At 70.8% G+C, this 17,422-nt stretch carries 14 protein-coding genes; 3 read left to right on the top strand and 11 right to left on the bottom strand.

Features of this window, described 5'->3' with window-relative positions:
• Positions 1-46 precede the first annotated feature (46 nt).
• From KE274_RS02525 to recQ, 4 genes are all read right to left on the bottom strand, one after another.
• Positions 47-616, bottom strand: a complete 570-nt coding sequence (locus KE274_RS02525) for a DNA-3-methyladenine glycosylase I (protein ID WP_211540964.1) — start codon at positions 614-616, stop codon at positions 47-49.
• A 28-nt stretch (positions 617-644) separates the two neighbouring features.
• Positions 645-1,691 carry an NAD(P)-dependent alcohol dehydrogenase gene (locus KE274_RS02520; protein ID WP_211540963.1) on the bottom strand — a complete coding sequence of 349 codons (1,047 nt, stop codon included), beginning with the start codon at positions 1,689-1,691 and terminating at the stop codon, positions 645-647.
• Positions 1,692-1,746: 55 nt separating this feature from the next.
• Entirely contained in the window at positions 1,747-3,813 is a 2,067-nt protein-coding gene (locus tag KE274_RS02515; RefSeq protein ID WP_211540962.1) for an acyl-CoA dehydrogenase family protein, read from the bottom strand.
• A 138-nt stretch (positions 3,814-3,951) separates the two neighbouring features.
• Positions 3,952-5,979: a DNA helicase RecQ gene (gene recQ, locus KE274_RS02510; protein ID WP_211540961.1), complete on the bottom strand. Its 2,028-nt coding sequence runs from the start codon at positions 5,977-5,979 to the stop codon at positions 3,952-3,954.
• A 282-nt stretch (positions 5,980-6,261) separates the two neighbouring features.
• Here recQ and KE274_RS02505 point away from each other — a divergent pair, with 282 nt between their 5' ends.
• From KE274_RS02505 to KE274_RS02495, 3 genes are all read left to right on the top strand, one after another.
• Positions 6,262-8,157 carry a hypothetical protein gene (locus KE274_RS02505; RefSeq protein WP_211540960.1) on the top strand — a complete coding sequence of 632 codons (1,896 nt, stop codon included), beginning with the start codon at positions 6,262-6,264 and terminating at the stop codon, positions 8,155-8,157.
• Between the two features lie 152 nt (positions 8,158-8,309).
• Entirely contained in the window at positions 8,310-8,705 is a 396-nt protein-coding gene (locus KE274_RS02500) for a GNAT family N-acetyltransferase (protein WP_211540959.1), read from the top strand.
• Entirely contained in the window at positions 8,702-9,619 is a 918-nt protein-coding gene (locus KE274_RS02495; protein ID WP_211540958.1) for a pirin family protein, read from the top strand. Before KE274_RS02500 ends, KE274_RS02495 begins: the two co-directional genes overlap by 4 nt.
• 37 nt (positions 9,620-9,656) lie before the next feature.
• On the opposite strand, the gene KE274_RS02490 is transcribed toward KE274_RS02495, so the two are convergent.
• The 7 genes from KE274_RS02490 to KE274_RS02460 form a co-directional block, all read right to left on the bottom strand.
• A complete protein-coding gene (locus tag KE274_RS02490; protein ID WP_211540957.1) occupies positions 9,657-11,114 on the bottom strand; it encodes a sodium/solute symporter in 1,458 nt (485 codons plus the stop codon).
• On the bottom strand, positions 11,111-11,485 hold the full coding sequence (locus tag KE274_RS02485) for a heavy metal transporter (protein ID WP_211540956.1): 375 nt from the start codon (positions 11,483-11,485) through the stop codon (positions 11,111-11,113). The genes KE274_RS02490 and KE274_RS02485 overlap by 4 nt, the downstream gene beginning before the upstream one ends.
• Positions 11,482-12,201 (bottom strand): LytR/AlgR family response regulator transcription factor, encoded by a 720-nt coding sequence (locus KE274_RS02480; protein WP_211540954.1) that lies wholly within the window; start codon positions 12,199-12,201, stop codon positions 11,482-11,484. Before KE274_RS02480 ends, KE274_RS02485 begins: the two co-directional genes overlap by 4 nt.
• Positions 12,202-12,210: 9 nt before the next feature.
• Positions 12,211-13,392 (bottom strand): sensor histidine kinase, encoded by a 1,182-nt coding sequence (locus tag KE274_RS02475; protein WP_211540952.1) that lies wholly within the window; start codon positions 13,390-13,392, stop codon positions 12,211-12,213.
• Between the two features lie 266 nt (positions 13,393-13,658).
• The gene (locus tag KE274_RS02470; protein WP_211540951.1) at positions 13,659-14,651 is read right to left on the bottom strand and encodes an Abi family protein; all 993 of its coding nucleotides are present in this window, start codon (positions 14,649-14,651) and stop codon (positions 13,659-13,661) included.
• A gap of 175 nt (positions 14,652-14,826) precedes the next feature.
• On the bottom strand, positions 14,827-15,072 hold the full coding sequence (locus tag KE274_RS02465) for a YbdD/YjiX family protein (RefSeq protein WP_307872126.1): 246 nt from the start codon (positions 15,070-15,072) through the stop codon (positions 14,827-14,829).
• 1 nt (position 15,073) lies between these two features.
• Positions 15,074-17,359 (bottom strand): carbon starvation CstA family protein, encoded by a 2,286-nt coding sequence (locus KE274_RS02460; protein WP_211540950.1) that lies wholly within the window; start codon positions 17,357-17,359, stop codon positions 15,074-15,076.
• Between the last annotated feature and the right edge of the window lie 63 nt (positions 17,360-17,422).

The following is a 17,422-nucleotide window of genomic DNA, read 5'->3' as shown; positions in this document are numbered from 1 at the left end:
GTCGCAGAATATCCCTCGATGGGGAGATCTCCCCACGCCGCCCGTGCTATGCGCGCCAGCACCCCGCGATGTGGTCGTCGACCATGCCCGCCGACTGCATCAGCGCGTACATCGTCGTCGGCCCGACGAACCGGAAGCCGCGACGCCGCAGCTCCTTGCTCAGCGCGGTCGACTCCGCCGTGACCGCCGGCACCTCCGCGAACGACGACGGGCGGGCCCGCGTCGCCCCGGGCGCGAACGACCACATGAGCGCGTCGAGCTCCCCCTCCGCCATCGTGCGGACGACGCGGGCATTGCCGATCGTCGCCTCGATCTTGGCGCGGTTGCGCACGATGCTGGGGTCGGCCAGGAGGCGCTCGACGTCGGCCTCGTCGAACGCGGCCACCGCCTCCGGCTCGAACCCCGCGAACACCTCGCGGAACCGCGGTCGCTTGCGCAGGATGGTGATCCACGACAGCCCGGCCTGGAACCCCTCCAGGGCCATCTTCTCGAACAGCGCCCGGTCGCCGTGCAGCGGCGTGCCCCACTCCTCGTCGTGGTAGCGGCGGTACTCGGGGTCGTCGCCCACCCAGGCGCAGCGGGCGCGGGCGTCCGGGCCCGTGAGGAGAGAGGTCATGGCTCGACGCTACCGGCGGCCACCGACGTCAGTCGGCGAAGGTCGCGGCGTCGATCACGAAGCGGAAGCGCACGTCCGACGCGAGCACCCGCTCGTACGCCTCGTTGATCGCCGACGCCGGGATCACCTCGATCTGCGCCGTGATGCCGTGCTCGGCGCAGAAGTCGAGCATCTCCTGCGTCTCCGCGATCCCGCCGATGTTCGACCCGGCGATCGACCGCCGCCCCGCGATCAGCGAGCCCGTGTTCAGCGCCAGCGGCTCCGGGGGCGCACCCACGCACACCAACGTGCCGTTCACGTCGAGCAGCCCCAGGTACGCGCGCAGGTCGATCGGAGCGCTGACGGTGTTGAGGATCACGTCGAACGAGCCGCGCAGCTCGCGGAACGTCTCGCGGTCGCCGGTGGCGAGGTAGCGATCGGCGCCGAGCCGCAGCCCCTCGTCCTTCTTCGACAGGGTCTGCGACAGCACGGTCACCTCCGCACCCAGGGCATGCGCGATCTGCACGCCCATGTGCCCGAGGCCGCCGAGACCCACCACCGCGACGCGCGTGCCGGGGCCGACGTTCCAGTGCCGCAGCGGCGAGTACGTGGTGATGCCGGCGCACAGCAGCGGCGCCGCGGCATCCAGCGGCAGCGCGTCGGGGATGCGCAGCACGAAGTCCTCCGTCACCACCACCTGCTCGGAATAGCCGCCCTGCGTGATCGAACCGTCGCGGTCCACCGCGCCGTACGTGCCGACCGCACCCCTGGCGCAGTACTGCTCCTCGCCGCGCAGGCAGGGGGCGCACTCGCGGCACGAGTTCACCAGGCAGCCCACGCCGACGCGGTCGCCCACGCCGTGCCGCGTGACCTCCGACCCCACGGCAGCGACCGTGCCGGTGATCTCGTGCCCCGGCGCGAGCGGGTACTGCTGCGGACCCCAGTCACCGCGGACGGTGTGGATGTCGGAGTGGCAGATGCCCGCGAACGCGATGTCGATCAGCACGTCGTGCGGACCCAGCGCACGCCGCTCGATCACGGTCTTCTCAAGCGGGGCGGCTTCGGCGGGGGCGGCGTAGGCGATGACGGACGACATGGTGCTCCTCGGGTCGGTACCCGCCGAGACTATCCGCCCCCGAGGGGAAACCGGGTCAGCGCTTCTGCTTCTTGAGCGCCTTCTCCTGCACCGGGGCCTCGCCGGACGCCGCGAGCGCCGCGTAGTAGGCGCGGGCCTCGTCCTGACGCTTCTTCTCCGCGCCGCTCGCGATCGGCGCCCGCACGTGCTCGGGCTCGTAGCCGAACGCGTTCACCAGGTCGAGGGCGTGCGGACGCAGGCGAGCGCACAGCCGGTCGATGTAGCTCGACACCGCCGCGGCGCGCTGCGTCGACAGCCGCCCGTGGATGAGGTGCCACGCCAGGTGCTTCTCGATCAGCTGCAGGCCGAACAGGTCCCGCAGCCACGTGAGCACCTTCTTGGTCTCCGGGTCGTCGATGCCGTGCACCGCATCGGTGAACGCCTCCCACTGCAGCAGCTCGCCGTGCGCCCTGGCGGCCTCGATCAGCTCGGTCTGGTTCTGGTTGAACAGCTCGGCACCGCGCACCTTGTCCTTGCCCGCGGCGCGCAGGCGCCCGGCGATGTCGGCGACCATCTGCTGCACGCGCCCGGCGAGCAGGTCGTGCTGCTGCTCCTCGCGCAGCCCGCGCTCCACCGACCGCGCCACCTGACCGAAGTCGCTCACGGCCTGTCCGAGCTGACGCAGCCCCGCGCCGTGGAAGACCTTGCCGGCGGTCATGCCCACCGCGTACCGGGCGAGCGCCGCCGCGTCCTTGCCCTGGAACTGCTTGGCATAGTCGGTCAGCAGCCGCTTGCCGACGAGCTGGAGCAGCACGTTGTTGTCGCCCTCGAACGTGACGTAGATGTCGAGGTCGGCCCGCAGCCCCACCAGACGGTTCTCGAACATGAACCCGGCACCGCCGCACGCCTCACGGGCCTCCTGCAGCGTGTCCAGCGCGTGCCACGTCGACAGCGGCTTGAGCGCCGCGGCCAGGGTCTCCAGGTCTTCGCGGTCGGCCGGGGTGTCGGTGCGCCCGGAGAACACGCCGTCGAACTTCTGGAGGAACTCGTCGTGCGCGAAGATCTGCGCGTACGTGGTCGCCAGGCGCGGCAGCAGCCGGCGCTGGTGCTTGCCGTAGTCGAGCAGCACGACCTCCTGGCCGTCCGCCCCGTCGAACTGGCGGCGCTGCGTGGCGTACGTGACCGCGATGTACAGTCCGAGCGCGGACGCCCACGACGAGGCGCCGTCGAGCGACACCCGTCCCTGCACGAGCGTGCCGAGCATCGTGAAGAACCGGCGGCCGGGGCTGTCGATGGCACTGGAGTACGTGCCGTCGGCGGCCACGTCCCCGTAGCGGTTCAGCAGGTTCGTGCGCGGGATGCGCACCTGGTCGAACGACAGCCGGCCGTTGTCGATGCCGTTGAGGCCGCCCTTGAGGCCGTCGTCCTCGCGGCCGATCCCGGGAAGATCCACGCCGTCCTCGCCGCGCAGGGGCACGTAGAAGCAGTGCACGCCGTGATTGACGCCGTTCGTGATGAGCTGCGCGAACACGGTCGCCGCGACGCCGTGCAGCGCGGCATTGCCGAGGTACTCCTTGGTCGCGCCGCGGAACGGCGTGTGGATGACGAACTCCTCCGTCTCCGGGTCGTAGGTGGCCGTGGTGCCCACGGCCGCGACGTCGGAGCCGTGGCCGATCTCGGTCATCGCGAACGCGCCGGGGATCGACAGGTCCATCACGCCGGGCAGCCACTTGTCGTGGTGCTCCTTCGTGCCGAGCTGGAGGATCGCCGAGCCGAACAGACCCCACTGCACGCCCGACTTGATCTGCAGGCTGGGGTCGGCCGCGACGAGCTCCTCGAACCCGGCGATGTTGCCGCCGTTGTTCTCCTCGCCGCCGAAGCGCTTCGGGAACGCGCGGTGCACGGCCTTGTTCTCCACCAGCAGGTGCAGCTGGCTGAGCACGCGTTCGCGGTGCTCGTCCTTGCCGAGCTCGTCCTGACGCCAGAACGCCGGGTCCTTGATCATCTCGCGCGCCTCGCGGCGCACGTCGGCCCACGTGCCCATCAGGGCGTCGTTGACGGCGGCGACATCGATACGGGGAGCTTCCGTCTCGCGACGGGGCTCGTCGGGGGCGGTGGAAGGACGGACGGCAGCGTCGACCATGGGGGTTCCTCCTCGGGAGAAGTGACGGTGCCTCCATGGTAGGTCTGCCACAAACCCGGGAGAACTCCGCTGTCCGCTTCCTCCAAGCGCCCCGGGGGTCGTGCCCGGCCCGGCTTGTCGGCTCGCGACAGCCCGGGCTCAGGACGCGGCGATGACCGCCAGCACGCCGTCGCCGTAGGCCTCGCGCTTCTTCGCCCCGATGCCGGTGATCCCCTCGAGGTCGGCGTGCGACGCTGGGCGGTGCTCGGCGAGCGCGCGCAGGGTGGCGTCGCCGAACACGATGTACGCCGGCACCCCCTGCTCCCGCGCGGTCTCGGCACGCCAGGCCCGCAGCGCCTCGAACAGCTCACGGTCGCCCGCGTCGAGCGCGTCGGCAGCACTGGCCTTACGCGCCCGCGACGGCGAGGTCGCGCGGCCGATCGTGTCCTTTCGCAGCGGCACCGCGGTCTCCCCGCGCAGCACCCCGGCCGCGGCCTCCCCCGGCGCCAGCGTGCCGTAGTCGCCCTGCGCCACGAGGATGCCGCGGGCGAGCAGCTGCCGCACGACGCTCCGCCAGTCCTGGTCGGACAGGTCGTTGCCGATGCCGTACGTGGCGAGCTTCTCGTGCCCCTGCTGGCGGATGCGCTCGGTGGACGCGCCACGGAGGATGTCGATCAGGTGCCCGGCGCCGAACGCCTGATTGCGCTCGCGCTTGAGCCGCACGATCGTCGACAGCAGCTTCTGCGCCGGGATCAGGCCGTCGAACGTCGCGGTGTCGTCGAGGCACGTGTCGCAGTTGCCGCACGGCTGCGACTCCTGCCCGAAGTAGCCGAGGAGGTTCTGCCGACGGCACTCGACCGTCTCGCACAGCGCCAGCATCGCGTCGAGGTGCTGGCCCATGCGCATCTTGAACGTGCGGTCGCCGGGGCTCTGGTCGATCAGGCGGCGCTGCTGCACCACGTCGCCCAGGCCGTACGCCATCCACGCCACCGACGGCTCGCCGTCACGGCCGGCGCGGCCCGTCTCCTGGTAGTACCCCTCGACCGACTTCGGCAGGTCGATGTGGGCCACGAACCGCACGTCCGGCTTGTCGATGCCCATGCCGAACGCGATGGTCGCCACCATCACCACCCCGTCTTCCCGGAGGAAGCGCGACTGGTTCGCCGACCGCACCTCCGCGGGGAGCCCCGCGTGGTACGGCAGCGCGTCGAGCCCCTGCGCGGCGAGATAGGTCGCCGTCTGCTCGACCGACTTGCGGCTCAGCGCGTACACGATGCCCGCCGCGCCCTCGGGCTGCGAGCGGATGAACTGCACCAGCTGCTTGCGCGGATCGACCTTCGGCACGATGCGGTACTGGATGTTGGGCCGGTCGAAGCTCGCGACGAAGTGCTGCGCGTGGTCGAGGTGCAGGCGCTCGGTGAGCTCCTTGTGCGTGGCCCGCGTGGCCGTGGCGGTCAGCGCCATGCGCGGCACGCCGGGGAAACGCTCGCCCAGGTCGCCGAGCGCGAGGTAGTCGGGCCGGAAGTCATGGCCCCACTGCGACACGCAGTGCGCCTCGTCGATCGCGATCACGCTCAGGGTTCCGCGCTGCAGGAGGGTCGTGGTCTGCGGGGCGGACAGGCGCTCCGGCGCGACGTAGAGCAGATCGAGCTCGCCGGCGACGTACGCGCGCTCCACCTCGCGGCGCTCCTCGATCGACTGCGTGGAGTTGAGGTACGCGGCCTGCACGCCGTTCCCCCGCAGCGCGTCGACCTGGTCGTGCATGAGCGCGATGAGCGGGCTGATCACCAGGCCCGTTCCCTCCCGCACGAGCGCGGGCACCTGGTACGTGATGCTCTTGCCGCCGCCGGTCGGCATGAGCACGACCGCGTCGCCGCCGCCGATCACCTGCTCCACGATGGCGGCCTGATCGCCGCGGAAGTCGTCGTAGCCGAACACCGTGTGCAGCGCCTCGCGCGCGGTGCGATAGCGGCTGGGCGTCGCCCGGCGGACGGCCGGGGCGGCGGAAGTGCGCGTGGCCGTGACCGACGTGGCGGGTCCGGGGCCCCAGTCGAGCGGCGGCTCGAAGCCCGCGCCCTGCGGCTCCCAGTCCATCGGCTCCGGCGGCTCGGACGGCTCCCAGCCGTCTCCCCAGGGCTCGTCGGCGTAGGGCAGATCCTCGTACGGGTCACGGGGAGTCTGCGGCATGCCTCCAGCGTAACGACCCCGTGCGACACCGGTCGCGGGCCGCGCTCGCACCCTTTCGCATTGTGGTCACCGGCGAATTGCCGTTTGTGACATTCCTGCAATCGCCGCTCCGTGCCGATTCGGCATATTGCCATGCCTATTCGACATTCATAGCGTGACATTCGCACACGCGCCGACCGCGGTGGCCGCGCGCATTTCCCCCCGCACACAATGGCGATTTCGCCGGGCGCCCCGCCGCATGTCGACGCACACGGAAATGACAATGCGAAAGAACGATGAACAATGATGCGAAACGATGACAGACAACGCTCCGCGCGAGCGGCCCACTCGATGAAGCTGTCGGCGACCACCGGCCTCGTGGCCGCGGCCTGCGCGATCGCCATCTCCTCCCCCGCCGCAGCCGACGGCAACGGCGGCATCTCCCCTTACGGCTACGGCAACATCTACGGCAACATCTTCGGCACCACGGACAGCGCCGCCCGGAAGCCCGCACCGGAGCCGCCGTCGGGAGGCCGCCCCGTCGAGACCGCGGGTGACGCGCCCAGCCAGCCCAGATCGGTGCAGCTTCTCCAGCGCCAGCAGCAGCAATACCTCGCCTGGAAGACGCAGTCGTGGGATGGAAAGCCCATCAGTTATACGCCCGCCAAATGGACAACGGAGAAAGAGCGCGCCGACCATTGCACCAGCTATGCCGGTGAAGAATCCTGCGAACCCGGATATGAGTCCTATCCCTCGGCCGACGAAATGGCGCGAAATGCCACCGTCGATCGCGTCGTCGACGGTGCCCTCACTCTCGGCCTGAGCGAGGGCGTGCGGGCACTGCCGGTGTCCGAGGACATCAAGCCTCTGCTGAACGCCTTCGCCGGGTTCATCGGCCCGGAGGCGCTCGTGCGCACGGGCGTGAAACTCGCTCCCCAGATCGACCGATTCCTCCGTACGAGCAAGGAAGTGCGCGCGTACGAACAGGCGGGTGGCGACGTCCGCGCGCTGCGGCAGACGCTGGACGAGGTCGGGGCGAAGTACGACGAGGCGAGTGCCGCGTCCGCCACCGGCACCGGCAGCGCTCCCGTCGCCGTCTTCGACACGTACTCCGCCGATCAGGTGCCCGCGAAGCTCGCCGACTTCGCACAGAAGACCGCCGCCGATCCGCAGCATCCCCGCACGCCCTTCCGCAACGAGGTGTCCGGCAGGCCGCTGCTTCCCGACGCCACGGCATCCGGGAAGCCCATCACGTACGACTACGTCGAAGCGGGCAACGGCAACACCCTCGTCCGGGGAGACGATGGCAGCAGCTACGCGCTCACCTCGGACGGCAGCGGCCAGCTGTCCATCCACGAACTCCCCGCCGCCGCGGGGAAGGCACCCGAGTCGACGACCACCGACTCGGCCACCCAGACCCAGACCCCGCGCACCGCGGCGTCCGGAACGCAGGAATCGGCCCCGCAGCCGAGCACCCCGCGAGCGGACGCACCCGACGGTGCCGCGGGCGTCGCCACGCAGGACCAGAGCGTGCAGACCGATCCCGCCGCCGGTGGCCTGAAGGGCGGGGGCACGGGCGAGCCGTCCGCCGGGCAGAACCCCGCCGACCCGCAGCCGTCCACCTCGAAGCGACCGGCGCCCGACGACGACTCCCTCCCTGCCCCCAAGCGAACCGCCGCGGGGTCGGACAGCGAAGGGAACGCGCCGTCCACCCCGGGCAACTCGCCCCGGCTGTCGCTGGGAGACGTGTCGCTCCCCTCTTCACCGCGGACCGATTCCGTTCCCGCCTCACCCAGCGAGTTCGTTCTCCCTTCCTCCCCGGAGAGCTCCCGGCCCTCCACCCCCGGTGGATCGCCGCAGCCCGCCCGAGAGCGGTACGTGCCGTCCGGTGTCGAGGACATCTCTCCGCCGTCCACGCCAGGCACTCCATCCGCACCCTCCTCTCCCGGCGGCTACTCGGTGCCCTCCGCCCAGGGAAGCTCGCCCCTCCCGCCCACGCCGGAACGCTCGGCCGAGAACACGCCCTCACCCCTGTTCTCGCCCGACGGATCGTCATCGGCCTCCTCGCCCGTCGACGTGCCGTGGCTCTCCTCGTCGAGCGGGTCGTCGCCTCACTCCTCGCCGGAAAGCTCCCCCTCGCACGCCTCCAGCCCCGACCGCTCCGCAGACGTACGCGATACGCCGACCCCCTCGGAGTAGCGACGCCCGGCGCAGAAGCGACATCGACGCTCCGCACGCCCGAGACCCCGCGGCCGCCTCCACCGGCCGCGGGGTCTCCCGCGCTCCCGACTCCACCGCCCCGCCGTCCGCGGCCGGGGATAGGTTGGACCCACACCCCGAAGGAGCATCCGATGACCGACATCACCGTCACGCGCAACGACGAGGCCTCCCGCTACGAGATCCGCTCCGACGACGTGCTCGCCGGATTCGCCGAATTCCAGCTGCGGCCGGGCGCCATCCGTTTCATCCACACCGAGATCGATCCCGCGTTCCAGGGACAGGGCCTGGCCGGGAAGCTCGCCTCCGCCGCCCTGGCCGACGCCGCGGGCCGCGGCGACGCGATCGTGCCGCTGTGCCCCTACATCGCGAAGTACCTGCAGACGCACGAGGTGCCCGGCGCCGAGATCCGCTGGCCCCAGCGCCCCGGCGAGGTGCAGGGCAGCGCCGCACAGGACGCCGCCGTGCAGAAAGAGTCGGGCGCCGCCGGGTCCGACGCCGAGGACGACCCCACCGGACGGGCGGAATGATCGGGCAGCGCCGCATCGTCCTGGAGCCGCGCGACGTGCCGCTCGGGGGCGTGCGCGGCATGAACGTGCTGCGCGTGCTCCCCCACCGCAACCTCCCGACCATCGGCGCCTGGTGCTTCCTCGACCGCTTCGGCCCCGCCGATACCCGCATGCGGGTCGAGCCCCACCCGCACATCGGACTCCAGACGGTCACCTGGCCGCTCGTCGGCGAGATCCGCCACCGCGACTCTCTCGGCAGCGACGCCGACCTGCGCCGCGGACAGCTCAACCTGATGACCGCGGGCAATGGCATCTCCCATTCCGAGTACTCCATCGGCGACGACCCGATCCCGCTCGACGCCCTGCAGTTCTGGGTCGTGCTGCCCGAATCGGCCCGCCACGGCGAGGGCGGCTTCGAGCGCCACACCGATTTGCCCACCGTGACGCTCCGCGCCGACGAAGGCGCTGCGGCCACCGCGACGGTCGTGCTGGGGGAGTTCGCCGGTGTCCGCTCCCCCGCCACGGTGCACACCCCGATCGTGGGCGCCGAGGTCGCGGTGCCCGCCGGCGCGGTCGTGCGTCTGCCGCTGCGCCCCGAGTGGGAGCACGCCCTGCTGCTCGTGGAGGGCGATGCCGCGCTGGCCGATCACGCCATGGAGCGCAACGCCATGGTGTACCTCGGCGACTCCCGCACGGAGGTCGAGGTCACCAGCACCGAGGGCGCACTGCTGTTCCTGCTCGGCGGGGAGCCGTTCGAGTCGGACATCGTCATGTGGTGGAACTTCGCCGGTCGCACGCACGACGAGATCGCCGCCGCCCGCGAAGACTGGGAAGCCGCGTCGCCGCGGTTCGGGGTGGTCGAGGGGCACGACGTGCGCATCCCCGCCCCGCCCCTGCCGCCCGTGCGGCTCCTGCCCCGCAGCCGCACGCTCTGAGTCGCGCTCGAACCGCGCGCTGCGGGTCCGAGGGGGCTCAGGCGCGCTCCGGCGTGTGCACGCGGGCGAGGAACCGCTCGGTGCGCGGCGACGGGCCCCGCGGATCGAGCAGCGACACCGCCACGGTCACGGCCGTCGCCAGCGGGATGGTCCAGGCCGCGGGCTGCGCCAGGTAGGGCGCCGCGACCCCGACCCCGTCGATCACGGCGTGCACGAGCAGCGCGAGCCCGGTGGCGACACCGCCTGACACCATGCCCGCCACGGCACCGCGCGCCGTGAGCCCGCGCCACCACACGCCCAGCAGCACCACGGGAGACAGCGTCGACGCCGCCACGACGAACACCACGCCGACGCTCGCGACGAGACCGGCCGGCACGGTCAGCAGCGCCACGGCCAGCGGCACCAGCGCGCACAGCACCGCCGAGAGACGGAACGACCGGACCGAACCGGAGAACACGTCCTGGCTGATCACACCGGCGAGCGACACGACCAGCCCGGCCGAGGTCGCCAGGAACGCCGCGAAGGCACCCGACACGATGAGCGCCGTGAGCAGTTCGCCCGCAAGACCCGGGAACACGCGCGACGGCAACTGCAGCACGACCGTGTCGGCCACGCCCGGCACCGCGAGGTCGGGCGCGGCGATGCGGGCCAGCAGCCCCATGCCGCTCGACACCGCGTAGAAGGCGCTGACCATCGCGATCACGATCACGGTCGTGCGCCGCGCCGAGGCCCCGGTCGGGCTGGTGTAGAACCGCACCAGCACGTGCGGCAGGCCCATCGTGCCCAACAGCAGCGCAAGCAGCAGCGACGCCGACTCGTACGCGTCGAAGCCCGACGGCCCCGCCTCGCTCGGGAACACCAGCGCCGGGTCGAACTCGTGCGGGCCGCCGCCGAGGGCGAACGCGATGCACACTAACGGCACGAGCAGCGCCGTCAGCTTGAGCCAGTACTGGAACGCCTGCACGAACGTGATCGCACGCATGCCGCCCGCCGCGACCGCCGCCGCCACCAGCACCGCCACCGTCACGGCACCGACCCACTCGGGCATCCCCGCCACCACGACCAGCGTGATGCCCGCACCGTGCAGCTGCGGCACGATGTACAGCCACCCGATCACCAGCACCGCGAGGCTCGTGACGCGCCGCGCAGAGGCCGACCCGAGCCGCGCCTCCACGAAGTCCGGGATCGTGTACGCCCCGCTCCGCCGCAGCGGCGCCGCCACGAACACCAGCACCAGCAGGTAGCCGGCCGCGTAGCCGATCGGGAACCAGAAACCGCGCGCACCGTCGAGCAGCACGAGCCCGGAGAGTCCGAGGAACGTGCCGGCCGACAGGTACTCGCCGCTGATGGCGGAGGCGTTCCACACCGGCCGCACGGTGCGCGACGCCACGAAGAAGTCGCTCGTGGTGCGCGACACCCGCAGGCCGTACACGCCGATCAGGAGCGTGGCGATCACCACCAGCGCCACGCCCAGCAGGTCGAGCAGCGCGTTCATTCGCGGTCCCGCAGCGCCCGGTAGCGGCGCTCGTTGCGGACGGCCGTGCGCAGATACAGCACCGCGAACACGAGGATCACCGGGTAGAACGCGAACGCCTGCAGCAGCCACGACAGCGGCAGCCCCCACAGCACCACGCGGTCGATCTCCGGCACCAGGGCGATCGCGAGGGCCATCGCCACCACGACCACCACGAACCCGGCGATCGTCCCGAGCGCGAGCCGCAGCTGACTGCGCCGGAGGGCCCGCGCATACACGGCCTCCGCCTCGTCCACGGGTGCACCGGGCAGGGCGATGCCGCGCGTGAGGGCCGCCGGTCCTCGCACCGGAAGGTCGGCCGTGACCCGCACGCGCTTCGGCGACTCGGTCATGCCGGACCCTCACCGCGCACGAGCGCCTCGCGCACGGCGGGCACGAGGCGACGGCTCACCGGGAGCACCGTGCGCCCCACGACCAGGGCGGGCTCCGGGCCGGACAACCGCGCCTCGGTCACGGCGGCCGTGCGCACGAGCGTCGAGCGATGGATGCGCAGGAACCCCGCCTCTCCCCACCGCGCCTCCAGCTCCGAGATCGGGATGCGCACCAGGTGACCCGGGGTGTCGTCGTCGGTGTGCAGTCGCGCGTAGTCGCCCTGCGCCCGCACCCACCGCACCTCGCTGCGGCGCACGAACCGCACGCTCGAGCCCACCGTGACCGACAGCACCTCGTCGTCGCCTCTGGTCGCGTCGGCGGCCTCGTGCACGCGGTCGATCGCGCTGCGCAGCCGCTCCCGCCGCACCGGCTTGAGGAGGTAGTCGACCGCGCGCAGCTCGAACGCCTCGACCGCACGGGCCTCGTCGGCGGTGACGAACACGACCGCCGGGGGCTCCGCCAGGCCGAGCAGCGCGCGAGCCAGGTCGGTGCCGAGCAGACCGGGCATGTGGATGTCGAGGAACGCGATGCGCACGGCCCGCTGCGACAGCTGCCGCAGCGCATCGGCCCCGCTCGACGCCGTGAGCACCTCCCCGATGCGCGGGTCGGCGCGCAGCAGGTGCACCAGCTCGTCGAGGGCGGGCTGCTCGTCGTCGGCGACGAGGACGTCGATCATCCGGGCTCCTCAGTCGTCGTCCGGGTCGTGCAGGGGCTGCGATTTCGGGACTCGCATGCGCACCAGGGTACCCGCGCCCGTGTTGGTCTCCACGACCAGTCCGCCGGTGCTGCCGTACAGCTGACGCAGTCGCGTGTCGACGTTGCGGAGGCCGACGTGGCCGCCGTCCTCGCGTGCCGTGAGCAGCGACCGCAGTCCGTCCGGATCCATGCCGACGCCGTCGTCCTCCACCGTGATCTCGGTGTGCGTGCCGTCGTCGCGCGAGGCGATGCGGATCTCCCCGCCGCCCTCGCCGGGCTCGAGCCCGTGCCGCACCGCGTTCTCCACCAGCGGCTGCACCGACAGGAACGGGATGACCGTGGCGAGGGTCTCCGGGGCGATCTGCAGGGTGACGCGCAGCCGGTCGCCGAAGCGGGCCCGCTCCAGCTCCAGATACGAGTGGATGCTGCCGAGCTCGTCCGCGAGCGTGGTGAACTCGCCCTGCCGCCGGAACGAGTAGCGCGTGAAGTCGGCGAACTCGAGCACGAGGTCGCGGGCACGGTCGGGGTCGGTCGTGATGAACGACGCGATCGCGGTGAGGGCGTTGTAGATGAAGTGCGGGGAGATCTGCGCGCGCAGCGACCGCAGCTCGGCCTCGGCCAGTTGCGCGCGGGAGGCGTCGAGCCCGCCGAGCTCGACCTGCGCGGCACACCAGTCCGCCACCTCCTCGGCCGCGCGCACGAGCGCCGCGCGCACCGGGGCGGCGAACGCGACGATCACGCCGACCGCGCGCCCGTCGACGAGGATCGGTGCACCGACCGCCTCCAGGTCGTCGGTCTTCGACGGCGCGGGGAACACCTGGCGACGGCCGCTCGCCCGCACCCGCTCGGCGATGCGCAGCGCGGCGGACTCCAGCCCGTCCGACGCCCCGTCGAAGGACACCGTGTCGTCGGCGCTCACGATCGCCACGGCCGCGCTGCCGAGCAGCACCCGCAGGTGCCGGGCCGCCTTGACCACGTCGGGCCCGGCGAGCCCCGCGCGCAGGTGCGGGGCCGCGAGGCTCGCCTGGTGCAGCGCCCGCAGCGCCCCCTGGTCGGCATCGCTGCCGAGGTCGGCGGCACCCCGGGCGAACCGGCGAGCGAGCAGCAGCAGCACCGTGAGCGCGACCCCGCCGAGCACGCCGAGCACCGCGGCCAGGACGACGTCGTTCATGCGTTCAGCCTAGGGATGTCCTTCGTCTCATCGCTGGCGCGGTTCGTGAGCGAGAGCCAGCGGGACGAAGGGCTCCTCCCTCACAGGGCCAATCCCGGTGCCGAAGAATCACGTGGAGTCGCTCAGTCGCCCGCTCCCTGAGCGCAAAGGGCCTCCGGCTCCCGCGAAGTTTCATGCAAGAGCGAACACGCCCGTAAAGGATGCGATGTTCAGTGCTATCCAGGAACCGCGCCACCGTCGATACGGTGCAGCGCCGGCACCACCGACTAGCGCAAATGTCTCGCCCAGAACTCGTCTTCCGCCCAGCCTGCAGGAATGCCCATGCCAGCGAGATTCATCGGTGGCCGCGTACTGAGCAGTTGATGAAGTCGCCGTGACCAGGTGCTCCGAGGCGACACCACATCCAGCACGGATTGGAGCGACACCAGCACCGGGTAGAGGCGTTTCTCTGAGCGTGCCGGAAGTGAAGTGTCGCGCCTCAGCCACGAGATCTCGCGCGCGGCTGGAATCGCGGGGTACACACCGATACCCACGTTCCAGAGTCGACCGTGGTGGGCACAGATATTCCGAACCCGCACGTACGTGCGAAGCCACGACGTCAGCACCGGATCGTTAAGGCCAAGACGCCTGGCGATGGCGGTCCGGTCGGCACGACGGCTCAGGTTGCTGATCAGGTTGTCCAGCTGTCCCAGGGTGAGAGTCTCCACCATCAGCCAGGAAGGTGGCAGCTCAGGCTCCCCGTATGTGAGGAGATAGTGCTCAAGAGCGGAACGATAAGCAACGCTGGAGGACTCACTCACTGGTTCCGGGGCTCCGGTAAGTCTGTCCCTCGAGGTGCGTCGCACGATCTCTAGGAGACCCGTGTGCTTCTCCCGGTTGCTGAAATGCGTGCCGTCGACGTACCAGTGAGGGTTCTCGTATGCCGTGGACATGTGATCCGTCAACGCTGCGCGCACGGCGACTTCGACGCGTTCCAGTGCATCCATCACCAGCAGCCTGAGCGCCCGATCAAAGACGTAGAGATCCAGCACGTCATCGAAGCCAACCCCCGCGCGGAACGCATGGTCGGGCTGGCCCTGTTGAAACGGGATCGTGTATGGCGAGAGTCGGAAATACCCGATGTGACGCAAGTACCGCAGGGCGCGTTCGCGATCCGGGATCTCGAGCCCGCGCTCAGCCATTCGATCGACCAGGTCATCATGGTTGAGTGCCGGCTTTTCGTAAATCAGAGAGCCACGAGGCCGCGGTTGTCGGGACATCGGTGGCTCCTCGAGCTGCGAAAGAAAAACCTCCCAAGTGCGCATCCAGGAGAGGCGTGGGAGGTGTAGTGATACGAATGTAGCACGGAGCTGGACCGAGCTCGGGATAGATGCTCAAGGTGCGACAGATGAGCCTATTCCCCGTCCAGCCAATGCCGCATCACGAACGGGCGGGTCAGCAGCAGCGGGCGCCGGGGTTGCGGTCCTGGTCGTCCATGCGCTGACGCCAGAACTGCCGCTCGGTCAGCGGCTCCTCGCCCGGATGGTGACGACGGTGATGCGCGACGTACGTGGCATATGCGGTGTCGCCCATCAGCGTCGTCACGTACCAGCGGATGCCGCGACCGGCCCGGCCGAGAGCGCTCCAGAGCGCCCGCAGCCGGGTGGTCGCGGCATCCGTCCGAGGCACGGTGTCGGTCACGTCAGTGCCGCGACGCCGCGCGCTCGTCGGCCAGGATCGGCTCCCACCGCTTCTCCAGCTCGCGCTCCTCCGCGTCGGGAAGGAACCCGGCCGGGGCGAAGCGCCGGGAGGGCACCGGGGCGTCCTCGGTGTTCTCGCCGCCGCCGTTGCGGATCGCCCTGACCGTCGCGACCAGCGCCGCGATGATCACGATGATCGCGAGCGTCACGAACACGATCGACAGGGTCCCCTGCACGGCCGTGTTGCGGATGACCGCCTCGAGCACCTGCGGCTCGCCGAGCGCGGTGTCGCCCGAACTCAGCGCCTCCCGGTAGCGGAAGTGGTTCGCCCAGTATCCGATCGCCGGCACCGGCGAGAAGATCTTGTACAGCGAGGCGGTGATCGTGACGACGGCCGTGAACGCGAGCGGCAGCGCGATGATCCACAGCCACCGGAAGTAGCTGCGACCGCGCTTGGCGACGATCGCGAGCACCACGGCGAGCGCGATCGCGGCGAGCAGCTGATTGGCGATGCCGAACAGCGGGAAGAACGTGTTGATGCCGCCCAGCGGATCGGTCACGCCGAGGATGAGGATCGCGCCCCACCCGGCCACCATGATCGCGGTGCAGATCCACACGCCCGGGCGCCACGACACGTCGCGGAACTTCGGGAACCACGCGCCGATCGAGTCCTGCAGCATGAACCGGGCCACGCGGGTACCGGCGTCGACCGCGGTGAGGATGAACAGCGCCTCGAACATGATCGCGAAGTGGTACCAGAACGCCATGAGCGCCTGCCCGCCGAGCGCCTGCTGCATGATGTGCGCCAGGCCGAGCGCGAGGGTCGGGGCGCCGCCCGTGCGCGACACGATGGACTCCTCGCCGACGAGCGTCGCGGTGCCGGTGAGCATCTCGGGCGTGAGGTTCACCCCGGTCAGCCCGAGCGAGTTCACGAAGGCGACCGCGCCCTCGACCGTGCCGCCGGTCGCCGCGGTCGGGGCGTTCATGGCGAAGTAGATGCCCTGGTCGATCGAGATGGCGGCCACGAGCGCCATGATCGCCACGAACGACTCCATGAGCATGCCGCCGTAGCCGATGAAGCGCGTCTGCCGCTCCTTCTCCACGAGCTTGGGCGTGGTGCCGGAGGCGATCAGGGCGTGGAAGCCCGACAGCGCCCCGCACGCGATCGTGACGAACAGGAAGGGGAACAGCGGTCCGGCGAACACCGGACCCATGCCGTTCTCGCCGAAGATGCTGATCGCGGGGACCGAGATCTCCGGGCGCACCAGCACGATGGCACCCGCAAGCATGACGATCACGCCGATCTTCATGAACGTGGAAAGGTAGTCGCGAGGCGCGAGCAGCAGCCATACCGGCAGCACCGCGGCGATGAAGCCGTAGACGATGATGCCCCACGCGATCGTGGTGCGGTCGAGGTGGAAGATCGCCTGACCCCACTCGGTGCCGGCCACCCAGCCGCCGCCGATGATGGCGAACATGAGCAGCACGAAGCCGATGATCGACACCTCGGTGACCTTGCCGGGACGAAGGTAGCGCAGGTACACGCCCATGAACAGCGCGATCGGGATGGTCATCGCGACGGAGAACACGCCCCAGGGGCTCTCGCCGAGCGCGTTGACCACGACCAGCGCGAGGATCGCGACGATGATCAGCATGATCAGCAGCGACGCGACGATCGCCGCGGTCCCGCCGATCTTGCCGAGCTCCTGCCGCGCCATCTGGCCGATCGTGCGTCCGCCGCGCCGCATCGAGAAGAACAGCACCGTGTAGTCCTGCACGGCACCCGCGAGCACGACGCCCACGATGATCCAGATCGTGCCGGGGAGGTAGCCCATCTGCGCCGCGAGCACGGGACCGACGAGGGGGCCCGCGCCCGCGATCGCGGCGAAGTGGTGGCCGTAGAGCACGCGGCGGTCGGTGGGGACGTAGTCCTTGCCGTCCTGCTTGACCTCGGCGGGGGTGGCGCGGCGGTCGTCGGGGCGCGTGATGTAGCGCTCGATGACCTTGGAGTAGAAGCGGTAGCCGATCAGGTAGGTGCAGACGGCCGCGAACACGAACCAGATCGCGTTCACGGTCTCGCCGCGGACGATCGCCAGCATCACCCAGGCGACACCGCCCAGCAGGGCGATCGCGGTCCAGAGCAGGATCTTCGGCAGGGTCCAGCGGCGGCTCTTCGCCTCGTGCTCGGCGGAGAGGGCGACGGGTGGGAGGTTCGGATCGGTCTCGATGACGGGGTCGTCGTCGACGAGCCCGGCGCCGTCGCGACGGCGCGACGAAGGTGCGGTCATGGGGTTCTCCTCGGTGGACGCATCATTGCGTCTTCCCACGCTAGGAAGCCCGTCACGCGGTCG

Source organism: Microbacterium paraoxydans (assembly GCF_018224615.1).
Taxonomy (GTDB): Bacteria; Actinomycetota; Actinomycetes; order Actinomycetales; family Microbacteriaceae; genus Microbacterium; species Microbacterium paraoxydans_B.
Note: the sequence above shows the minus strand (reverse complement) of the source record. Positions and strands in the feature narration are given on the sequence as shown.

Excerpts from the sequence above, each read along its gene's own strand:
- KE274_RS02525 (WP_211540964.1), bottom strand. The coding sequence starts at position 616 with ATGACCTCTCTCCTCACGGGCCCGGACGCCCGCGCCCGCTGCGCCTGG.
- KE274_RS02520 (WP_211540963.1), bottom strand. The coding sequence starts at position 1,691 with ATGTCGTCCGTCATCGCCTACGCCGCCCCCGCCGAAGCCGCCCCGCTT.
- KE274_RS02515 (WP_211540962.1), bottom strand. The coding sequence starts at position 3,813 with ATGGTCGACGCTGCCGTCCGTCCTTCCACCGCCCCCGACGAGCCCCGT.
- recQ (WP_211540961.1), bottom strand. The coding sequence starts at position 5,979 with ATGCCGCAGACTCCCCGTGACCCGTACGAGGATCTGCCCTACGCCGAC.
- KE274_RS02505 (WP_211540960.1), top strand. The coding sequence starts at position 6,262 with ATGATGCGAAACGATGACAGACAACGCTCCGCGCGAGCGGCCCACTCG.
- KE274_RS02500 (WP_211540959.1), top strand. The coding sequence starts at position 8,310 with ATGACCGACATCACCGTCACGCGCAACGACGAGGCCTCCCGCTACGAG.
- KE274_RS02495 (WP_211540958.1), top strand. The coding sequence starts at position 8,702 with ATGATCGGGCAGCGCCGCATCGTCCTGGAGCCGCGCGACGTGCCGCTC.
- KE274_RS02490 (WP_211540957.1), bottom strand. The coding sequence starts at position 11,114 with ATGAACGCGCTGCTCGACCTGCTGGGCGTGGCGCTGGTGGTGATCGCC.
- KE274_RS02485 (WP_211540956.1), bottom strand. The coding sequence starts at position 11,485 with ATGACCGAGTCGCCGAAGCGCGTGCGGGTCACGGCCGACCTTCCGGTG.
- KE274_RS02480 (WP_211540954.1), bottom strand. The coding sequence starts at position 12,201 with ATGATCGACGTCCTCGTCGCCGACGACGAGCAGCCCGCCCTCGACGAG.
- KE274_RS02475 (WP_211540952.1), bottom strand. The coding sequence starts at position 13,392 with ATGAACGACGTCGTCCTGGCCGCGGTGCTCGGCGTGCTCGGCGGGGTC.
- KE274_RS02470 (WP_211540951.1), bottom strand. The coding sequence starts at position 14,651 with ATGTCCCGACAACCGCGGCCTCGTGGCTCTCTGATTTACGAAAAGCCG.
- KE274_RS02460 (WP_211540950.1), bottom strand. The coding sequence starts at position 17,359 with ATGACCGCACCTTCGTCGCGCCGTCGCGACGGCGCCGGGCTCGTCGAC.